Below are 16,463 nucleotides of genomic sequence, written 5' to 3'. Positions count from 1 at the left end.
GATGCGCCCTCGGCGCGGTGAGGACGAGCGATGAGAGTCAAGCTGACCCTGCGTCGACCCGCGGCACCCCTGACCGACGTGGTCGTGATGGCCGACTCGACGGCGACGATCGCCGACGTGGCGCGGCAGATCGCCACGACAGACCCCGCGCGCAGCATCATGGCGGCGCCCAGCGATGTGCTCACGCTGTCTGTCGCCCCGCCGACCAGCGAGCAGCTCACGATGCTCAACCCCGACCTGCTCGTGGGCGATGCCCCGATCGGCTCCGGGTTCCTCGCCGAGGTGATCAACGTCGGATCCCATCGGGCGTCGGTGGGCGGGGCGGGCACGCACCCGGCCGCCGTCCTCACGGTCGTCGCCGGTCCTGCCGCCGGCCAGGAGTTCCCGTTGCCGATCGGTCACTTCCTGATCGGACGCGACGCCGCGAACGATGTGACCATCGCCGACCCGCTGGTCTCGAAGCGGCACGCCCGCATCGAGGTCGCGGCGACCTTCGTCGAACTGGTCGACCTGAACTCCGCGAACGGCATCCTCGTCGACGGCGGACTCGTGCAGCGGCTCCGGGTCATCCCGGGACAGAGCTTCGTGCTGGGCGACTGCGAGTTCGTCGTGCACATGGTGAGCGATTTCGACGGCTCCGCCAGCGGCGACCCGGTGCTCGAGCGCGGAGGCGCTCTGATGTTCAACCGCAGCCCGCGCGTCGAGGAGCGCTTCACCGGGCAGGAACTGGACGAACCGCGCTACCCCCGCGACCAGCCGTCCCGGCTGTTCCCCTGGCCCATGCTCGTCGCTCCGATCCTGCTGGCCGTCACGATGTTCAGCATCACGCAGCGTCCGGCATCCCTCCTGATCGCGGCCGCGTCGCCGATGATGATGTTCGGGAACTTCATCTCGCAGAAGACCAACCTCGGTCAGCGTCTGCGCAAGGAGGCGGAGTCGTTCGAGGAGCAGTTCGAACGCCTGGAGGAGACGCTCTACCACTCCCACCCGAGGGAGCGGGAGGTGCGGCAGAACGAGGTACCGGCCGTCGCCGTCGTGTTCGACGAGGCGATGCGGCTCGGACCCCTGCTGTGGACGCGACGCCCCGAGCACTGGAACTTCCTCGCGATGCGCCTGGGCGTCTGCGAGAGCGAGGCGCGCACGCGCATCAAGCGCACCGAGAGCCCTGACGCGCTCGTCGAGTACGTCGAGCGCGTCGACCGCCTCGAGGAGCGGTACCGGATGATCGACGACGTGCCGATCCTGGAGTCGCTCCAGAGCGTCGGGTCGATCGGTGTCGCCGGTCCCACATCGCTGGCGAGCGACGCGCTCCGCGGCATCGCCGTGCAGCTGTTCGGCACGCATTCGCCGAACGAGCTGGTGACGGTCGCGCTGACCGAGCCGGGCTGGGCCAACGAGCTCGACTGGCTCAAGTGGTTGCCCCACACCTCCAGTGAGCGCAACCCGTTCAAGGAGATGCCTCTGGCAGACTCCGCCTCGACCGGCACGGCACTGCTCAGCGGCCTGGAGGAGATCGTCCTGCGTCGCTCGCGGGAGTCGAAGTCCGCCCGGCCCCCGTACGGCGCCGACTGGGACCCGATGCGCTACGGCACCGACGTCAAGCGCGCCGCCGAGGACGCGACATTCCCCGGCCAGACGGCGATCCTCGTGATCATCACGAACGATGCTCCTGTCGATCGCGCCCGGCTGACCCAGATCCTGGAACGCGGTGCCGACGTCGGCGTGTACGCCCTGTTCGTCGCTCCCGTGGTCGAGGCGCTGCCCGCCGCGTGCCGCACGTTCGTCGACGTGAGCGCAGGGCTCGGCGATGCGGTGGTCGGCACGGTCCGCAGCGGCGTGGACTATCGCGGAGTGCAGGTCGAGGGCGTCTCGCACGCCTACATGACCATGTTCGCCAAGCGGCTGGCCCCCGTCGTCGACTCCAGCACCGTGATCGAGGACTCCTCCGACATCCCGAACTCGGTCAGCTTCCTCTCCCTGGTGGGCACCGAGGTCGCGGAGGACGCGAACGCGGTGATCGACCGCTGGCGCCAGAACAACACGATCATCGACCGCTCCGGCGCCCCGCAGGCCCGGCTGAAGAAGGCGGGGAACCTGCGCGCCATCATCGGACAGTCGCAGACCGACGCGATGACCCTCGACCTGCGCACCCAGGGTCCGCACGCCCTCGTCGGCGGGACGACCGGTGCCGGTAAGAGCGAGTTCCTGCAGGCCTGGGTGCTCGGCATGGCAGCCGCCCATAGCCCGGATCGCGTCACCTTCCTCTTCGTCGACTACAAGGGCGGCTCCGCGTTCGCCGACTGCGTCGACCTGCCGCACACGGTGGGCCTGGTCACCGACCTGAGCCCGCACCTGGTGCGTCGCGCCCTCACCAGCCTGCGCGCCGAGCTGCACCACCGCGAGCACCTCTTCAACCGCAAGAAGGCCAAGGACCTGCTCGAACTCGAGAAGCGGCGTGACCCGGAGACTCCGCCAGCGCTCGTGCTCGTGATCGACGAGTTCGCCGCGCTCGCCGGAGAGGTGCCGGAGTTCGTCGACGGCGTCGTCGACATCGCCCAGCGCGGTCGCTCCCTCGGCATCCACCTGATCATGGCGACGCAGCGACCGGCCGGTGTCATCAAGGACAACCTGCGGGCGAACACGAACCTGCGCGTCGCGCTGCGCATGGCGGACGAATCCGATTCGAAGGATGTCGTCGACGATCCGGTGGCGGCGACGTTCCCGCCCTCGCTGCCGGGGCGCGGCATCGCGAAGACCGGTCCGGGACGCCTCGTGCCGTTCCAGTCGGCCTACGCCGGCGGATGGACGACGGACGAGGCGCAGGTCGCCGAGGTGAAGGTGGCGGAACTCCGGTTCGGCTCCATCCAGACCTGGGAGGCCGAGCAGGCTCCGGAGTCCGAGTCCCACGACGAGGATCTCGGACCCAACGACCAGAAGCGCATCGTGGCGACGCTCGTGAACGCGGCACGTGCGGCTCGTATCCCCGCGCCTCGACGTCCGTGGCTCGACGACCTCGAGGGGGCCGTCGACATGCGCGACCTCCCGGTGCTCGGCGACGGACAGGTGCTGCTCGGCAAGATGGACGTGCCGGAGCGGCAGCTGCAGGAGCCGGCGTACTTCCATCCTGACAAGGACGGCTCGCTCCTCGTCTACGGAACGAGCGGGTCGGGCAAGTCGACCGTGCTGCGCACCATCGCGATCGCGGCGGGCTTCGACCCCGCGCATTCGAACGTCGAGGTGTACGGACTCGACTTCGGTTCCGGCTCGCTCAAGAGCCTGGAGATGCTCCCGCACGTCGGCTCGATCATCTCGGGCGACGACTCCGAGCGCGTGCAGCGCGTGCTGCGCTCGTTGGCCGCGGTGCTGGATGACCGCGGCAAGCGCTTCAGCGCCGCCAACGCCTCGAGCCTCACCGAGTACCGCGAGCTCACCGGGCGGGACGAGGCGCGCATCCTGCTGCTGATCGACGGCTTCCCGCAGTTCCGCAGCGAGTGGGAGTCGACCACCGCGCGGATGCCGTTCTACCAGACCTTCATGCGCATCCTCGGCGAGGGTCGCCCGCTGGGCGTGCACGTGATCGCGAGCGCTGACCGTTCCGGCTCCGTGCCCACAGCGGTCAGCGCGAACGTCTCGCGGCGCGTGGTGCTGCGCCTCTCGGATGAGTCCGGGTATGCGATGCTCAACGCGCCCAAGGATGTGCTGGACGAGCGTTCCGCGCCCGGTCGCGCCATCGTCGATGGCCGCGAGACGCAGATCGCGACGCTGGGCGGGACCCCGAACGTGGCGGAGCAGACCAAGCTGCTCGAGGGCGTCGCCGAGAGGCTGCGTGCGGCGGGAGCGAGGGAGGTGCCCGAGATCGGTGCGCTGCCCACCCGTCTGTCGGTGCGCGACCTGCCCGATCGCCTGGGCGAGTTCCCGGTGCTCGGTGTCGCGGAGGACACCCTGGCGGCGCGCGACTTCGACCCGGTCGGCACGTTCGTCGTGGCCGGTCCGCCGTCGTCGGGCAAGACCAACGCCCTCAAGTCGCTCATCACCTCGATGCGGCGACTCGACCCGGCGACCGTGCTGTTCCACTTCGGAGGCCGTCGTGCCCAGCTCAAGGACTACACGAGCTGGACGCGCAGCGCCGTGACGCCGGAGGACGCGAAGGAGCTCGCCAAGGAGATCACCGAGCTGATCGCCGACGACTCGCTCCCGACGAGAGTGCTCATCGTGGTCGAAGACGTGCCCCAGTTCGCCGACAGCCCGGCCGAGCGCGAGATGAAGGCCCTCTTCCAGGCGATCAACCGCAGCGACCACCTGCTCATCGGCGATGCCGACGTCACGCAGGTCACGAGCGGCTTCGGGTTCATCGGCGACTTCAAGGCCGGGCGCAAGGGCATCATCCTCAAGCCCGATTCCTTCGACGGCGACGCGGTGTTCAAGGTGCCGTTCCCGAAGGTCAAGCGCACCGACTTCCCCGAGGGGCGAGGCATCTTCGTGCAGGCCGGACGCCAGGTCACGGTGCAGCTGCCGCTCGTCGAGGGGTAGACGACGGCCGCAATCGTGGATGGGGAGTTGTCCCCATCGACGTCGGCGCGGGTGGTTCCGTAGGGTGGGGTTATTCGGGCCGGAGGGGTCCGGTTCTCTCGATTTGCGGAGGTGTGGACGATGGCCGATTTCGGTGCGTCTTATGCGGAGATGGAGCAGGTGGCGGGTTCGCTGTCGCAGGCTCGTGATGACATTCAGGGTCAGCTGGACACGCTGAAGGGTCAGGTCGACACTCTTCTGGGTGATGACTTCAAGACGCAGCATGCGTCGGGGAAGTTCGGTGAGGGGTACACGGAGCTGACGACGGGTCTGAAGACGGCGGTCGATGGCATCAACGACATGTCGGAGTCGCTGCTGGGGATGATGCGGGCGATCCAGGATCTGGACCAGCAGCTCGCCGGCAGCTGACACACAGCGCCACCCGCTGGCACAGCGGCGTTTCACGAAGAGGGTCGACCATGACGGTCGGCCCTCTTCGTCGCATGGGGGCGTCTACCCTGGGAGCATGAGTGCGTCTGAGGCTGTCGAGGAGTTCGAACGTGGTGTGCTGGAGGCGAATGCGCCCCTGGCCGCGCTGCATGAGGCAGCGGGAGTCTCGGGTGATGCGCGGATGCGGGAACTCGCGGCCCACATCGCGTTCCCGTCCTGGCCGGGAGCCACCTCCGCGACCGCGTTGAAGCGGGCCGCGCAGGAAGCGGAGATCACTGCGGTGCTGGACGAGTACGCGAACTCCGCCCGCCCGCTGATCCGGCCGGCTGACCAGGAGCGCTGGGAGCTGCTGGTCGCCGACATGCAGCGCAGAAGCGGCGAGGGGTTCCTGGCGGATGAGCTCGGGCGCAGCGCGGTGGGAGCCTCACTCCTGCGGGCGAGGCTCGGCGGACGTCCGCATCGGGCGCAGCAGCGCGGCGGTATCGACTGCGCATGCGGCTATGCGGTCGACGGTGTCATGCCGGAGAAGCTGTGTCCGGAGTGCGGGGATGTGCTCCTGCGGCGCTGGGTGGCCGAGGAGCGGCGACTGCTGCGGTCGATGCCCGAGTACGCGGAGGAGGTCACGCAGGTAATCGAGGCGACTGCGCAGAAGCAGGCCAAAGTGGCCCAGAGCCGTGGCGACTACACGGCCGACGAGGCGAGCGCGACGCGCAGAGCTGGCGGACGTCGACTCGCGCGTCTCCGCCGCGCCCACCGCGTCGAGCTGGCGACGCTCGACCTCCGCCGTTGGTCGAGCTTCGCCGAGATGCTTTCGCGGGAGGCGCGCCCTGCGGTCCGGACCACCGCCGCCAAGGCGCAGAAGCGCGGTCTCGGTGCAGCGGCGCTCACGGAACTCTCCCTCCTGTCGATCGCCGACACGATCAAGATCGCCGAGCGCATCCTGGAGAAGCGCAAGAACAGCAGCTGGAGGGTGTGAGGCGCGGGCAGATGGGGAGTACTCCCCATCGCGTCGTGCCGCCCTTCCCAGTAACGTCGTAGCGTCCGGGAAAGAAGGAGGGGGACCATGGCAGGCGAACGCATGCTCGTGCCGATCAGTGATCTGCAGACGACCAGCGAGAAGCTCACGGCGATCGTGGCCGAGCTGGAGTCCGCCGCGGCGAAGCAGGACGACGTCGAGAACGCCGTCGGCAGGCCCTACGGCGACGGACGGCTCAAGGATCGCTGCCACGACTTCGAGGGCAGCTGGAACGACAGTCGCGACAAGCTGCTCACCAAGCTCAAAGAGGTCGCCGATCGCGTCAAGGGAACGGTTGACGAGGTCATGAGCCTCGACACCGAGATGGCGACGTCGATGGAGCAGTCGGGTTCGGGTAGCGCGCCGGGCGCCGGACGTCAGCCGGCAGCGGTCTAGGGGAGAGAAGCAGATGCAAACGAACAAGGGGCGTGACGTCGAGGTCGTGGCAGGGGATGCCGTGGCGATCGCCGACCGGGGAACGAAGATCGTCGAACTGGGCGACAGCATGGTCAGTGCCGCCGCGACGCTCAAGGGGATCAAGGACGGATCCATCGACGGCGAGGGCTACGCGATGGACAAGATCAAGGACGTCGTCGACGACGTCCACAAGGATCTCGACGAGGCGGGTCGCCGCTACAAGCCCGCAGGCACGACGCTGAGCAACTACGCCACGGCGCTCGAGACCGCGCAGAGCCGCATGCGCACCATCGTGGCCGACTGCCAGACCAGCCTCACCGAGCTGCAGACCGCGCAGTCGAACGCCGCCGACGCCGCCGACGCGCTTCAGGCGCACAACACGTCGACGCGGCTGAACCCGCCGGCGGAAGAGGACGCGGCGGCGAACACGACAGCCGGCACGAATCTCGCGAACGCCGCCTCCGGTGCGGCATCGACCCTGAGCACCGCGGAGACCACGCACAACGACAACCTCGATGCGTTCGACGGCGAGTACGACACCTGGCACACCGCTTATGAGACCGCTGTGTCGGGCCTCACCGATGCCAACAAGATCGGCGAGGACTCCACGTGGGAGAACATCGCGGGTGTCCTCGCGGTCGTGGCCGAATGGGTGAGTTGGATCGGGCTCGCGATCGCCGTGCTCGGACTCATCATCGGCGGGCCCTTCTTCGCGATCGCGGCACTCGTGGTCGGCGTCATCGCGCTCGCTCTGACCGTCGCCCTGATGTTCGACGGACGGAAGGGCTGGGGTGATCTCGCGATGTCGATCATCGGCGTGCTTCCGATCGGCAAGCTTGGGCAGGGGCTCGGGAAGTTCTTCAAGGCGATTCCGAAGCAGCTCACCGGGCCGCTCGGCCAGATCCGCAACATTCGTGGGATCACCGCGGCTCCCAAGGGAAGTTGGGGCGTGATGAGCAAGGCGAACTTCGCGAACTTCGTGCAGAACGCCTCTCGGACGCGCATGACGGGCCCGTTCACCCTCGCGGGGCTCGGTCAGCGTTTCCTCGGCGGAGCCAACCGGTCGTTCACCGTCTCGTTCCAGGAGGCGGTCGCGGCGGGCACCGGATACGGGAATCGGTTGATCAACCAGCTGCCGGATGCCCTCTCCAGCCTCGCGAAGGCTCCGGCGCCAGACCTGTTCGAGCAGGCTTACAACGTGTACAAGTGGGCGGACAAGGGTGTGGCTCTCGCGGGCGGCAGTCCTTCCGGTGGCCTGTCGCCGGCCAGCATGCTCAACGGTCTCACCCGATGACCTCGGTGCCGGTCGCCGACGGCGCGTCGCGATGGGACTTCGCCTACGACGCGGAGTGGTACATCCCGCTGCCTGCAGCCGATCTGCTGCGGCGTGAGCCGGGCATCGGGGAGCAATGGGTGTCGGCCGCGGTCGAGCATTACGCCGAACGTTCCCCGCTCACCGATGGTGACCGCGAGGCGCTCGCCTTCACGGCAGAGGGCATATTGGGCCTCGCCGGCAACGCCGCCGTGCAACTGTGGTTCGTCCCCCGCGGGGCGTACAGCGACGTCCTGATCGAGATCACGGTCTCCGCCGCCGCCGACCTGGACATCCCTGCCATCCTGACCGAGATCGCCACCCTCCCTGACTCGACGGCATCCGAACTCACGGCACTGGAGACTGACTCCCATGGCAAGGGCTTCCTTCTGCGACGCACGTCCGCCGTGCTCCTCGACGACGGGGAGGCGCGCCCCATCGCGAACTGGACGGTGATGCTCAGCGACGGCGAGTCTGCGATCATGATCGAGGCGATGGGGTCGACGCTCGAGCCCTTCGCCCTCATGGAGGAGCAGATCCCGAAGATCATCGCCGGCATCACCCTGCCGAGCGGCCGGCCTGCGTGACTGCCGACCTCACGATCGACACGAGGAGTACCACCCGATGAACGAGATGAACGACCTCGGCGTGGAGTTCCGCTTCGGCATCCCGGCTTTCCGGCTCGTGCTGCCCCCGGGGTGGAAGGCGCACCTCCCGACGAACGCGGGACAGCAGGAGGACGTGCGCAAGGCGAGCGCGATCTTCATGCAGGCGGGACGCCCCGACCTGGATGCGGAGTTCCGCACGATGATGGCCCAGGCCAATCAGGGCATGCGGCGCACCAAGGTGTTCGCCATCTATCGGCAGGAGGACGTGCCGATGGAGGAGCTGCTGCCGCTGTCGATCACGGCATCCGCTCTCGACGCGCCGGATGGCGAGAACCTCGACGCCTGGGTGACGGAGGCGTTCCGCGCGCGCGGGGCGGTGTTCCTCGACGAGAACCTCAAGCACATCGTCAGGTGGTCGGCCGAGACGAAGCGTCCGGCCGGCGCACAGGCGATCGACGGCGTGAGCGGACGCACCCTGACCTACATCATCCCGGTGCCGGGAACGCTGCGTCGCAAGGCGCTCGTCTTCACGTCGACCATCGTGATCCCCGACGGCGATGTGATCCCCGCAGAGGTGCTCGACGGCATCGAGCTGCTCAGCGACGCCATGATCTCGACGTTCGCCTGGGAGCAGCTCGCCGAGGAGCCCGCAGTGCCGGCGACCGCTGAGGAGCAGGCAGACCGCGGCTGATCGAGCTCGTCAGCCCCCCGAAGGGGGCACGGTTCGAGGCGCCGCTGGACGGCGAATAACCTGGGCCGATGGCTTTTGCGCTGATCCGACCCGAGTCGCGACCCCTCATCGATGCGGCGCGCACGCAGGATGCTCGTCCGGTGGATGCGGATCGCGCAGCCGCCGTGCTGCGGACGGACTTCGAGCGCTGGTCGCGCTGGGCTCTGGGCCTCCTGGGTTTCGCGCTCGCGATCGGCGGCGCGTTCGTCACGGCAGGGATGATCGAAGCCGTGCGGATGCTGGGCGGGTCGCTCGCCCCGGTCGACCTGGCGGTGATCGTGACCGCGGTGATCGTCGCACTGGCCGGACTCGCCGTCCTGGTCGCGCTGTGGTGGAGCGGTCGGCGGATCCTGTCGGCCGCCTCCTGGTGGCTTCGTCTGCCGTACACGACAGGCGGGCGGCAGCGCCGCGCGGGTGGTTGGCTCCGGGCGCGCACCGCGAACTTCGAACCGCGCGTCTTCGTGCGACTCGTCTCCGCAACACTTGCCCTGCTGGTTGCCGTCGGCGGCATCGCCCTGTTCGTCCGTGATCTGGGAGCCGGAGTCACCTCGATGACGGCGGCCTCGGCTGCGGTCGGAGTGATCGCTCTGGCGGCGGGCCTCGGGCAGGTCGGGGGAGTCATGCATCTCGTCTCCGGTTTGTCGGAGGCGGATCCGTTGTGGGTGCGGATCCGATCCGTGTTCGTCCGCCGCTGATCCCGTACGCGCTGGGTGGATGGGGAGTTGTCCCCATCGACGGTGTTCGTGGGTGCCGCGTAGGGTGGGGTTATTCGGGCCGGAGGGGTCCGGTTCTCTCGATTTGCGGAGGTGTGGACGATGGCCGATTTCGGTGCGTCTTATGCGGAGATGGAGCAGGTGGCGGGTTCGCTGTCGCAGGCTCGTGATGACATTCAGGGTCAGCTGGACACGCTGAAGGGTCAGGTCGACACTCTTCTGGGTGATGACTTCAAGACGCAGCATGCGTCGGGGAAGTTCGGTGAGGGGTACACGGAGCTGACGACGGGTCTGAAGACGGCGGTCGATGGCATCAACGACATGTCGGAGTCGCTGCTGGGGATGATGCGGGCGATCCAGGATCTGGACCAGCAGCTCGCCGGCAGCTGACACACGCTTTCGGGAAGGGGTCGACGGTTCGCCGTCGGCCCCTTCTTCGCGCCTTGTGGTCCGGAGATCACGGGCCGATGGGCAGTTCTCCCCATCGGCGCAGGGCGAGCGTCCGGCTATGGTGGATCGCGGCAGAACCGGGGGGAAGCCATGTCAGATGTCGAGATCGACAAGCGCGCACTCGAAGGCGCCGTCCTGCAGATCAGCTTCTCGATCGGTGACTACGTCATGTACGCCAACGACATCGCCGCGCGCGACACGGGCGTCGGCAATCCCGCGGGGCGCACAGGCCTGCGGGTCATGCTCGAGAACGCGCTGGGGCAGGCGATGCTCGAGGCGCGGGCGCAGCATCTCGAGGGGATCGGCGTCACCGATCGGCTGACGAGCATCAACGAGTCGTTCGAAGACCTCGACGTCTCACTGGGCAGCGGATGGGATGCCGACTATGTCGCTGACCTCTCCTAACCGCGGGTGGACGCTCGAGGAGATCGAGTATGACAGCGGGCAGCTCGAAGGGATCCACGCCGATCTCGGAAAGCTCACGGACGCCGGAGGGAACGCGCAGATCGTGCTGCGCAACATCGACGGCGGCCTCGAGGGGCGAGGTCAGAGCATCACTCTGGTGCAGCGTGAATCGGGGCTGCTCGCCAATCGGATGAACCCCACCATCGCCTCACTCGGACGCATCGCCGACGTCGTGCGGGCCTACGGTGAGGCTGTCGCGACGCACGCCAGAACCGCGAACGACCTGATCGACGACATCGAGACCGCGCATGTGGCGCACGCGGCGGCGGTCGCCGATCTCGAGAGCGCACAGTCCCAGCAGCAGATGTGCACCCCCGACGACGGCGCCAGCACGCGCTCGACCGCGGAACAGGACGTCACCGACGCGCAGAGCTCGCTCGCCACGACCCGTAGCGCCCTCGAGGGGCTCTGGGAGAGCTGGGAAGCCGCATACGCGCTCTGGGACGAGGCGTATGGTGCAGCGATCGCCGGACTCGTCCGTTCGGATGGCTCGACCCTCAGCGACTCGACCCTCTCGGCGATCGACGCGCTGGCGAACGCCGACACCCCTGCCGAGGTCACGGAGATCTGGGACGGTCTCACCGATGCACAGCGCGATGCGCTCCGTCTCACGTATCCGGGCTTCATCGGAAACCTCGAAGGCGTGCCCTACCTCGACCGCATGCTCGCCAACAGGACGGCGTATGAACGAGTGATCGACGCCGGACCCTACGGCGAGCCGTTGGACACGCAGTTCAAGGACCTCGGTATCGAGATCAACCGGTTCCAGGGGCAGCTGCTGATGTTCAACCCGTTCGAGCAGCCGCAAGCCACCGCTGCCGTCATGTACGGCGTGACCATTCAGGATGAGAACGGGAACCCCGTCGACCCGCTCAAAGGTGTCACCAACGTGAACGTGCTCGTCGGCGGGATGTTCTCGGGCCTCGGAGACCTCGAGGCATGGGGGCAGAGCGCACGCGACCTGAACTTCTTCGCCGACGGGTACAACGACGGGACCAGGTCGGCGACGATCGCCTGGTACGGATACGACTCGCCCAACCTTCTCACCGAGCACACGATGGGCAGCGCCACAGAGGGGGCCGCGACTCTGAGCACCACGCTGCGAGGGCTCGACAACGAGGTGTCGTCGAGCGTCACCACCTCCGTCATCGGGCACTCGTACGGCAGCACGACCGCTTTCCTGGCGGTTGGTGGATCCCCAGACAACCTCGGTGTCGACAATCTGATCGCGGTCGGCTCGGCGGGAGTGCCGGACGGCTACCACCAGACGTGGACCGGAGATGATCCGATGGACTATTCCGGCACGCAGATCTACGCGTCGCGGGCTCCCGGCGATCTGGTCGCCCGCTACGGTGAGCACAGCTCCTTCGGACACGGCACCAACCCCGAAGAGCTGCCGGGAGCGATCAGCTTCGAAAGCGACGGCGGCACCGTGCCGAAAGTGGGCGGCGGCACCGAGGACGGCCTCGGAACCCCGGGCCACGCGGCGCACGACGGCGGCAACAGTATCTGGGGCTGGTGGGAAGAAGACAACGGGTACCTCGCTCGCGATTCGGAATCCTTCCGTAACATTGCCTACATCGTGGCTAACGGCCAGGCGTGGAACTGAGCCGTGGTGGCAACGGCAGCAAGGGGCGGGCGGATGGGGAAGCGCTGGCGGATCACCGCAGCGGTGGCGGTGCTCGCGCTCGCCCTCACCGGGTGCACGAATGAAGGAGACGGCATGGCGACCCCGACCGGCGACGAGCTCGTCGCCCAGGCGAAGCAGCACTACCTCGACTATCGGGAGGTCACGAACGGCGTCCAGGCGCTGATCTTCGACGGCCCGTGGGAGGCTCCAGGGGGCTCATTCGGCATGGAGCCTTCGGGGGCGGGATGCCCGGACGGTTCTTACAAGTTCTCTCTCGCCCGATCGACGGAGGTGGACCCGGAGCAGCATGCCGAGCGATCCGTCGCTGTGCAGAAGTACCTCACGGATGCGGGCTACGAGCTCGACGGCATGGATCTGGGGTCGGGCGAGACTCAGTCGAGTGATGTGATCGTGCGCGAGCAGGGTGACTTCTCGTTGTTGACGGTGACGTTCATCACGAACGGCAACGTGCTCGTGACGGCGACGACCAAGTGCTGGCCCGGCGACCGTTACGAGCTCGGGGACCTGCTCTTCGGTGATGCGAACCTTTCCGAGGGGTACCTGCCGCGCGAGGAGTCGCCGAGCGATCCGCTGTTCTTCGGTGTGAAACCCGGCGAGCCGGCCTTCGGCCCGACGCCCAAGCCGTAGGAATCGTCGCCCGTCAGTGGGCGGCGGCCGCGTCGGCCAGGTGCCGGGCGTCGTGGTTCAGCACCTTGACGATGATGCCGTGCTTGCGCAGCTCGGCGACGGTGCGTGCGCCCTCGTCGGCGTCGAGACCGAGCGCCTTTATGTTCACGACCACGACGACATCGCCCGTGCGCAGCGTCGAGATGAGGCGGGCGAGGCGGTCGTTCCAGCTTTCCAGGATGTCGGGCGCCGGGTGGCGGAAGCCCTCGATCGGCACGCCGAAGCGAGTGAGGTCATTGCGCTGCTCGACGACGGACGGCATGCCCTCTCGCGACACGACGAGGCCTACCAGCCGTGAGCCGTCTGGCCGTGCCGTCCAGAAGTTGCGGTTCTGCTGCAGCTCGGTGAAGCACTTCGGGCACGCTGCGGCATCATGCGGCAGATGCAGGGGGCTCGTGAGAGCCGCATCGACCGATGCCGTGGTCTTCGTGGGATCAATCGTCTCGCTCATCGCGCACCTCCGGCGTCCATTCTGCCCTGTCGTCGTGCGTCGCGGTGATGGGATTCACAAGAGACCGAGCGCCTGAACGGCCTCACGCTCCTCGACCAGCTCCGCGACGGAGGCATCGATCCTGGTACGTGCCCAGTCCGTCGGTTCCAGCCCTTCGACGATCTGCCACTCGCCGTCGACCGAACGCACCGGGAACGACGAGATCAGGCCTTCGGGAACCCCGTACTCACCGTGGGAGACGACGCCGGCCGAGGTCCAGTCGTCGGTGCCGTGTACCCAGTCGCGCACGTGGTCGATCGTCGCGCTCGCAGCAGACGCCACGGACGAGGACCCCCGCACCTGGATGATCTCGGCTCCGCGCTTGGCGACGCGAGGGATGAACGTCTCGTCGAGCCAGGTGGTCACGTCGCCCACGATCTGCTCGAGCGGCTCGAGCACGGGGCGGCCACCGACCGTCGCATGCGAGATGTCGGGGAACTGCGTCGCGGAGTGGTTGCCCCAGATGGGAACCCGCCGAACCGTGTGCACCGGCACGCCGAGGGTCAGCGCGAGCTGGGCCCGCGCGCGGTTCTCGTCGAGGCGCGTCAGAGCCGTGAACCGCTCGGCGGGCACGCCGTCGGCGGAGGCTGCGGCGATCAGCGCGTTGGTGTTGGCGGGGTTGCCGACCACCGTGATCCGGACACCGGGGGCCGCGTTCGCGGCGATGGCTGCACCCTGGGGGCCGAAGATGCCGCCGTTGGCGGCGAGCAGATCAGCGCGCTCCATGCCGGGCCCGCGCGGACGTGCGCCGACGAGCAGCGCGAGGTCGGCGCCATCGAAGCCCACCGCCGCGTCATCCGTCACCTCGACGTGCTCGAGCAACCCGAACGCACCGTCCTGCAACTCCAGTGCTGCGCCCTCCGCCGCACCGAGTCCCTGCGGGATCTCCAGCAGTCGCAGCCGCACCTTCTCGTCCGGCCCGAGCAGGTCTCCGGCCGCGATGCGGAAGAGGAGTGCGTAGCCGATCTGTCCGCCCGCGCCGGTGATGGTGATCGTGGTCGTCATGCCCCGAGCCTACGTCCGTTCGACATGCTTCTGCTCAGAGTAATCTCGACGCATGACCTTCAATCCCGATGCCGACATCTCGGGCAACACCACGCGTCGACGCGGCCGCACAGCGGCCATCGCCGGCGGTTCCGGCGTGGGAGTGCTCGCGCTCATCGCGCTCATCGCCGGTCCTCTGCTCGGCATCGACCTCAGCGGGTTGGTCGGCGGCGGCGCTCCGAGCGGAGGCAGCGAGCCGGCCGGCGGATCGGCCATCGAGAACTGCGACACGGGGGCCGATGCCAACGCGAACGTCGACTGCCGCATGGCGGGTGCGCAGGTCGCCCTCGATGCCTTCTGGAGCGACAACGTCGAGGGCTACCGCGCGCCGGAGATGATCGTCGTCGACGGGGCGACCTCGACGCAGTGCGGCACCGCCTCCAACGCCGTCGGGCCGTTCTACTGCCCACCGGAGGAGAAGGTGTACGTCGACCCCACGTTCTTCCAGCTCATGCAGCAGCAGTTCGGAGCCTCGGCCGGTGATCTCGCCCAGCTCTACATCGTGGGCCACGAGTGGGGGCACCACATCCAGAACATCACAGGCGATATGGACCGTTACCCGAACAACGGAACGGGCCCCGGCAGCAACGGAGTGCGCATCGAGCTGCAGGCCGACTGCTACGCCGGCGGGTGGCTCGGGCGGATGACGGAGCAGAAGGACGCCGAAGGCAATCCGTACCTGGAGAAGCCGACGGAGCAGCAGATCGAGGACGCGCTGAACGCGGCAGAGGCCGTGGGCGACGACCACATCCAGGAGCAGTCCGGCTTCTCGAATCCGGAGACTTGGACGCACGGCTCCAGCGAACAGAGGAAGCGATGGTTCGCCGAGGGCTACCAGAACGGTCTGGGTGTGTGCGCGCAGGTGCTGACCCTGCCCGCCGATCAGCTGGATCCGTGATATCGGACAGGCGCGAGAACGTCCGCTACCGTTGACGATGTAGTCAGCACGACCGGCCGGGGGACCGATGATGAAGAAGACGGATGCACTGTATCCACCGATAGAGCCGTACGAGACCGGGGAGTTGCTCGTCGGCGACGGCCACCGCGTCTACTGGGAGGTCAGCGGCAATCCTGACGGCAAGCCCGTGGTCTTCCTCCACGGCGGCCCCGGCAGCGGGACGTCCCCCTGGCAGCGGCGGTTCTTCGACCCGAAGCGCTACCGGATCGTGCTGTTCGACCAGCGCGGCTGCGGACGCAGCACCCCGCATGCGAGTGCTCCCGACGCCGACCTCCGCTACATCACGACGGCCCACCTGATCGCCGACATCGAGCTGCTGCGTAAGAACCTCGGCATCGAGAGGTGGCAGGTGTTCGGAGGATCGTGGGGAAGCGCGCTGGCCCTCGCCTACGCGCAGGCGCACCCCGAAGCCGTGACCGAGCTGGTGCTCCGGGGCATCTTCACGCTGCGTCGCGTCGAGCTCGAGTGGTTCTACGAGGGCGGAGCAGCGGCGCTCTTCCCCGATCTCTGGGAGCAGTTCATCGAGCCCATCCCGGTGCTGGAGCGCTCGCACATGATCGAGGCCTACCACCGCCGTCTGTTCGATCCCGATCCCGCTGTGCACGTCCCGGCAGCGATCGCCTGGTCCACCTGGGAAGCGGCGACCGTCACCCTGACGCCGAACGAGGCGCAGATCGAGGCGATGGCCGATCCCGACAAGGCCACGGCATTCGCCCGCATCGAGAACCACTTCTTCGTCCACCGGGGCTGGTGGGAAGAGGGCCAGTTGATCGCCGGAGTCGACGCCATCCGGCACATCCCGACGGTGATCGTGCAGGGGCGCCACGATGTCGCGACGCCGATGATGACCGCGTGGGATCTGCACCGTGCCTGGCCGGAGGCGGAGTTCGTCGTGGTCGACGACGCCGGCCACGCGGCCACGGAACCCGGCACGCAGAAGGCGCTCCGGGCGGCGACGGACCGATTCGCCCGCGCGGAGCGCTGA

The 16,463-nt window shown here is 68.0% G+C and carries 16 protein-coding genes; 14 read left to right on the top strand and 2 right to left on the bottom strand.

Annotated features, from left to right (window positions below; genetic code table 11):
• Positions 1-30 precede the first annotated feature (30 nt).
• From MOX01_RS16340 to MOX01_RS16285, 12 genes are all read left to right on the top strand, one after another.
• The gene (locus MOX01_RS16340) at positions 31-4,530 is read left to right on the top strand and encodes a type VII secretion EssC family protein (protein ID WP_141370549.1); all 4,500 of its coding nucleotides are present in this window, start codon (positions 31-33) and stop codon (positions 4,528-4,530) included.
• A gap of 120 nt (positions 4,531-4,650) precedes the next feature.
• Positions 4,651-4,938: a WXG100 family type VII secretion target gene (locus tag MOX01_RS16335; protein ID WP_052748607.1), complete on the top strand. Its 288-nt coding sequence runs from the start codon at positions 4,651-4,653 to the stop codon at positions 4,936-4,938.
• 97 nt (positions 4,939-5,035) lie between these two features.
• A complete protein-coding gene (locus MOX01_RS16330; RefSeq protein WP_058631570.1) occupies positions 5,036-5,935 on the top strand; it encodes a hypothetical protein in 900 nt (299 codons plus the stop codon).
• 87 nt (positions 5,936-6,022) lie between these two features.
• Entirely contained in the window at positions 6,023-6,370 is a 348-nt protein-coding gene (locus MOX01_RS16325; RefSeq protein WP_046746669.1) for a hypothetical protein, read from the top strand.
• A 13-nt stretch (positions 6,371-6,383) separates the two neighbouring features.
• The gene (locus MOX01_RS16320) at positions 6,384-7,685 is read left to right on the top strand and encodes a hypothetical protein (RefSeq protein ID WP_058631569.1); all 1,302 of its coding nucleotides are present in this window, start codon (positions 6,384-6,386) and stop codon (positions 7,683-7,685) included.
• The gene (locus MOX01_RS16315) at positions 7,682-8,290 is read left to right on the top strand and encodes a hypothetical protein (protein WP_058631568.1); all 609 of its coding nucleotides are present in this window, start codon (positions 7,682-7,684) and stop codon (positions 8,288-8,290) included. Before MOX01_RS16320 ends, MOX01_RS16315 begins: the two co-directional genes overlap by 4 nt.
• Before the next feature lie 37 nt (positions 8,291-8,327).
• Complete coding sequence (locus tag MOX01_RS16310) at positions 8,328-9,002, top strand: hypothetical protein (protein WP_046746665.1); 675 nt, start codon at positions 8,328-8,330, stop codon at positions 9,000-9,002.
• A gap of 68 nt (positions 9,003-9,070) precedes the next feature.
• Positions 9,071-9,736, top strand: coding sequence for a hypothetical protein (locus MOX01_RS16305; RefSeq protein ID WP_141370547.1), 666 nt, complete (start codon positions 9,071-9,073; stop codon positions 9,734-9,736).
• Between the two features lie 120 nt (positions 9,737-9,856).
• Complete coding sequence (locus MOX01_RS16300; protein ID WP_052748607.1) at positions 9,857-10,144, top strand: WXG100 family type VII secretion target; 288 nt, start codon at positions 9,857-9,859, stop codon at positions 10,142-10,144.
• Between the two features lie 150 nt (positions 10,145-10,294).
• Positions 10,295-10,609 (top strand): hypothetical protein, encoded by a 315-nt coding sequence (locus tag MOX01_RS16295; protein ID WP_141370545.1) that lies wholly within the window; start codon positions 10,295-10,297, stop codon positions 10,607-10,609.
• Positions 10,590-12,278: an alpha/beta hydrolase gene (locus MOX01_RS16290; RefSeq protein WP_170224291.1), complete on the top strand. Its 1,689-nt coding sequence runs from the start codon at positions 10,590-10,592 to the stop codon at positions 12,276-12,278. Before MOX01_RS16295 ends, MOX01_RS16290 begins: the two co-directional genes overlap by 20 nt.
• A 33-nt stretch (positions 12,279-12,311) precedes the next feature.
• Complete coding sequence (locus MOX01_RS16285; protein WP_141370540.1) at positions 12,312-12,947, top strand: hypothetical protein; 636 nt, start codon at positions 12,312-12,314, stop codon at positions 12,945-12,947.
• Positions 12,948-12,960: 13 nt separating this feature from the next.
• On the opposite strand, the gene MOX01_RS16280 is transcribed toward MOX01_RS16285, so the two are convergent.
• Together MOX01_RS16280 and MOX01_RS16275 are read right to left on the bottom strand one after the other, a co-directional pair.
• Positions 12,961-13,437, bottom strand: a complete 477-nt coding sequence (locus MOX01_RS16280; protein ID WP_141370538.1) for a recombinase family protein — start codon at positions 13,435-13,437, stop codon at positions 12,961-12,963.
• A 54-nt stretch (positions 13,438-13,491) separates the two neighbouring features.
• A complete protein-coding gene (locus MOX01_RS16275; protein ID WP_061015505.1) occupies positions 13,492-14,481 on the bottom strand; it encodes a malate dehydrogenase in 990 nt (329 codons plus the stop codon).
• A gap of 52 nt (positions 14,482-14,533) precedes the next feature.
• Between MOX01_RS16275 and ypfJ the strand changes: the two genes are divergently transcribed.
• Both ypfJ and pip read left to right on the top strand, forming a co-directional pair.
• Positions 14,534-15,418 (top strand): KPN_02809 family neutral zinc metallopeptidase, encoded by an 885-nt coding sequence (gene ypfJ / locus MOX01_RS16270; protein WP_127011748.1) that lies wholly within the window; start codon positions 14,534-14,536, stop codon positions 15,416-15,418.
• 67 nt (positions 15,419-15,485) lie between these two features.
• On the top strand, positions 15,486-16,463 hold the full coding sequence (gene pip / locus MOX01_RS16265) for a prolyl aminopeptidase (protein ID WP_046746659.1): 978 nt from the start codon (positions 15,486-15,488) through the stop codon (positions 16,461-16,463).

It is taken from the genome of Microbacterium oxydans (assembly GCF_006540085.1).
Classification (GTDB): domain Bacteria; phylum Actinomycetota; class Actinomycetes; order Actinomycetales; family Microbacteriaceae; genus Microbacterium; species Microbacterium oxydans.
Note: the sequence above shows the minus strand (reverse complement) of the source record. Positions and strands in the feature narration are given on the sequence as shown.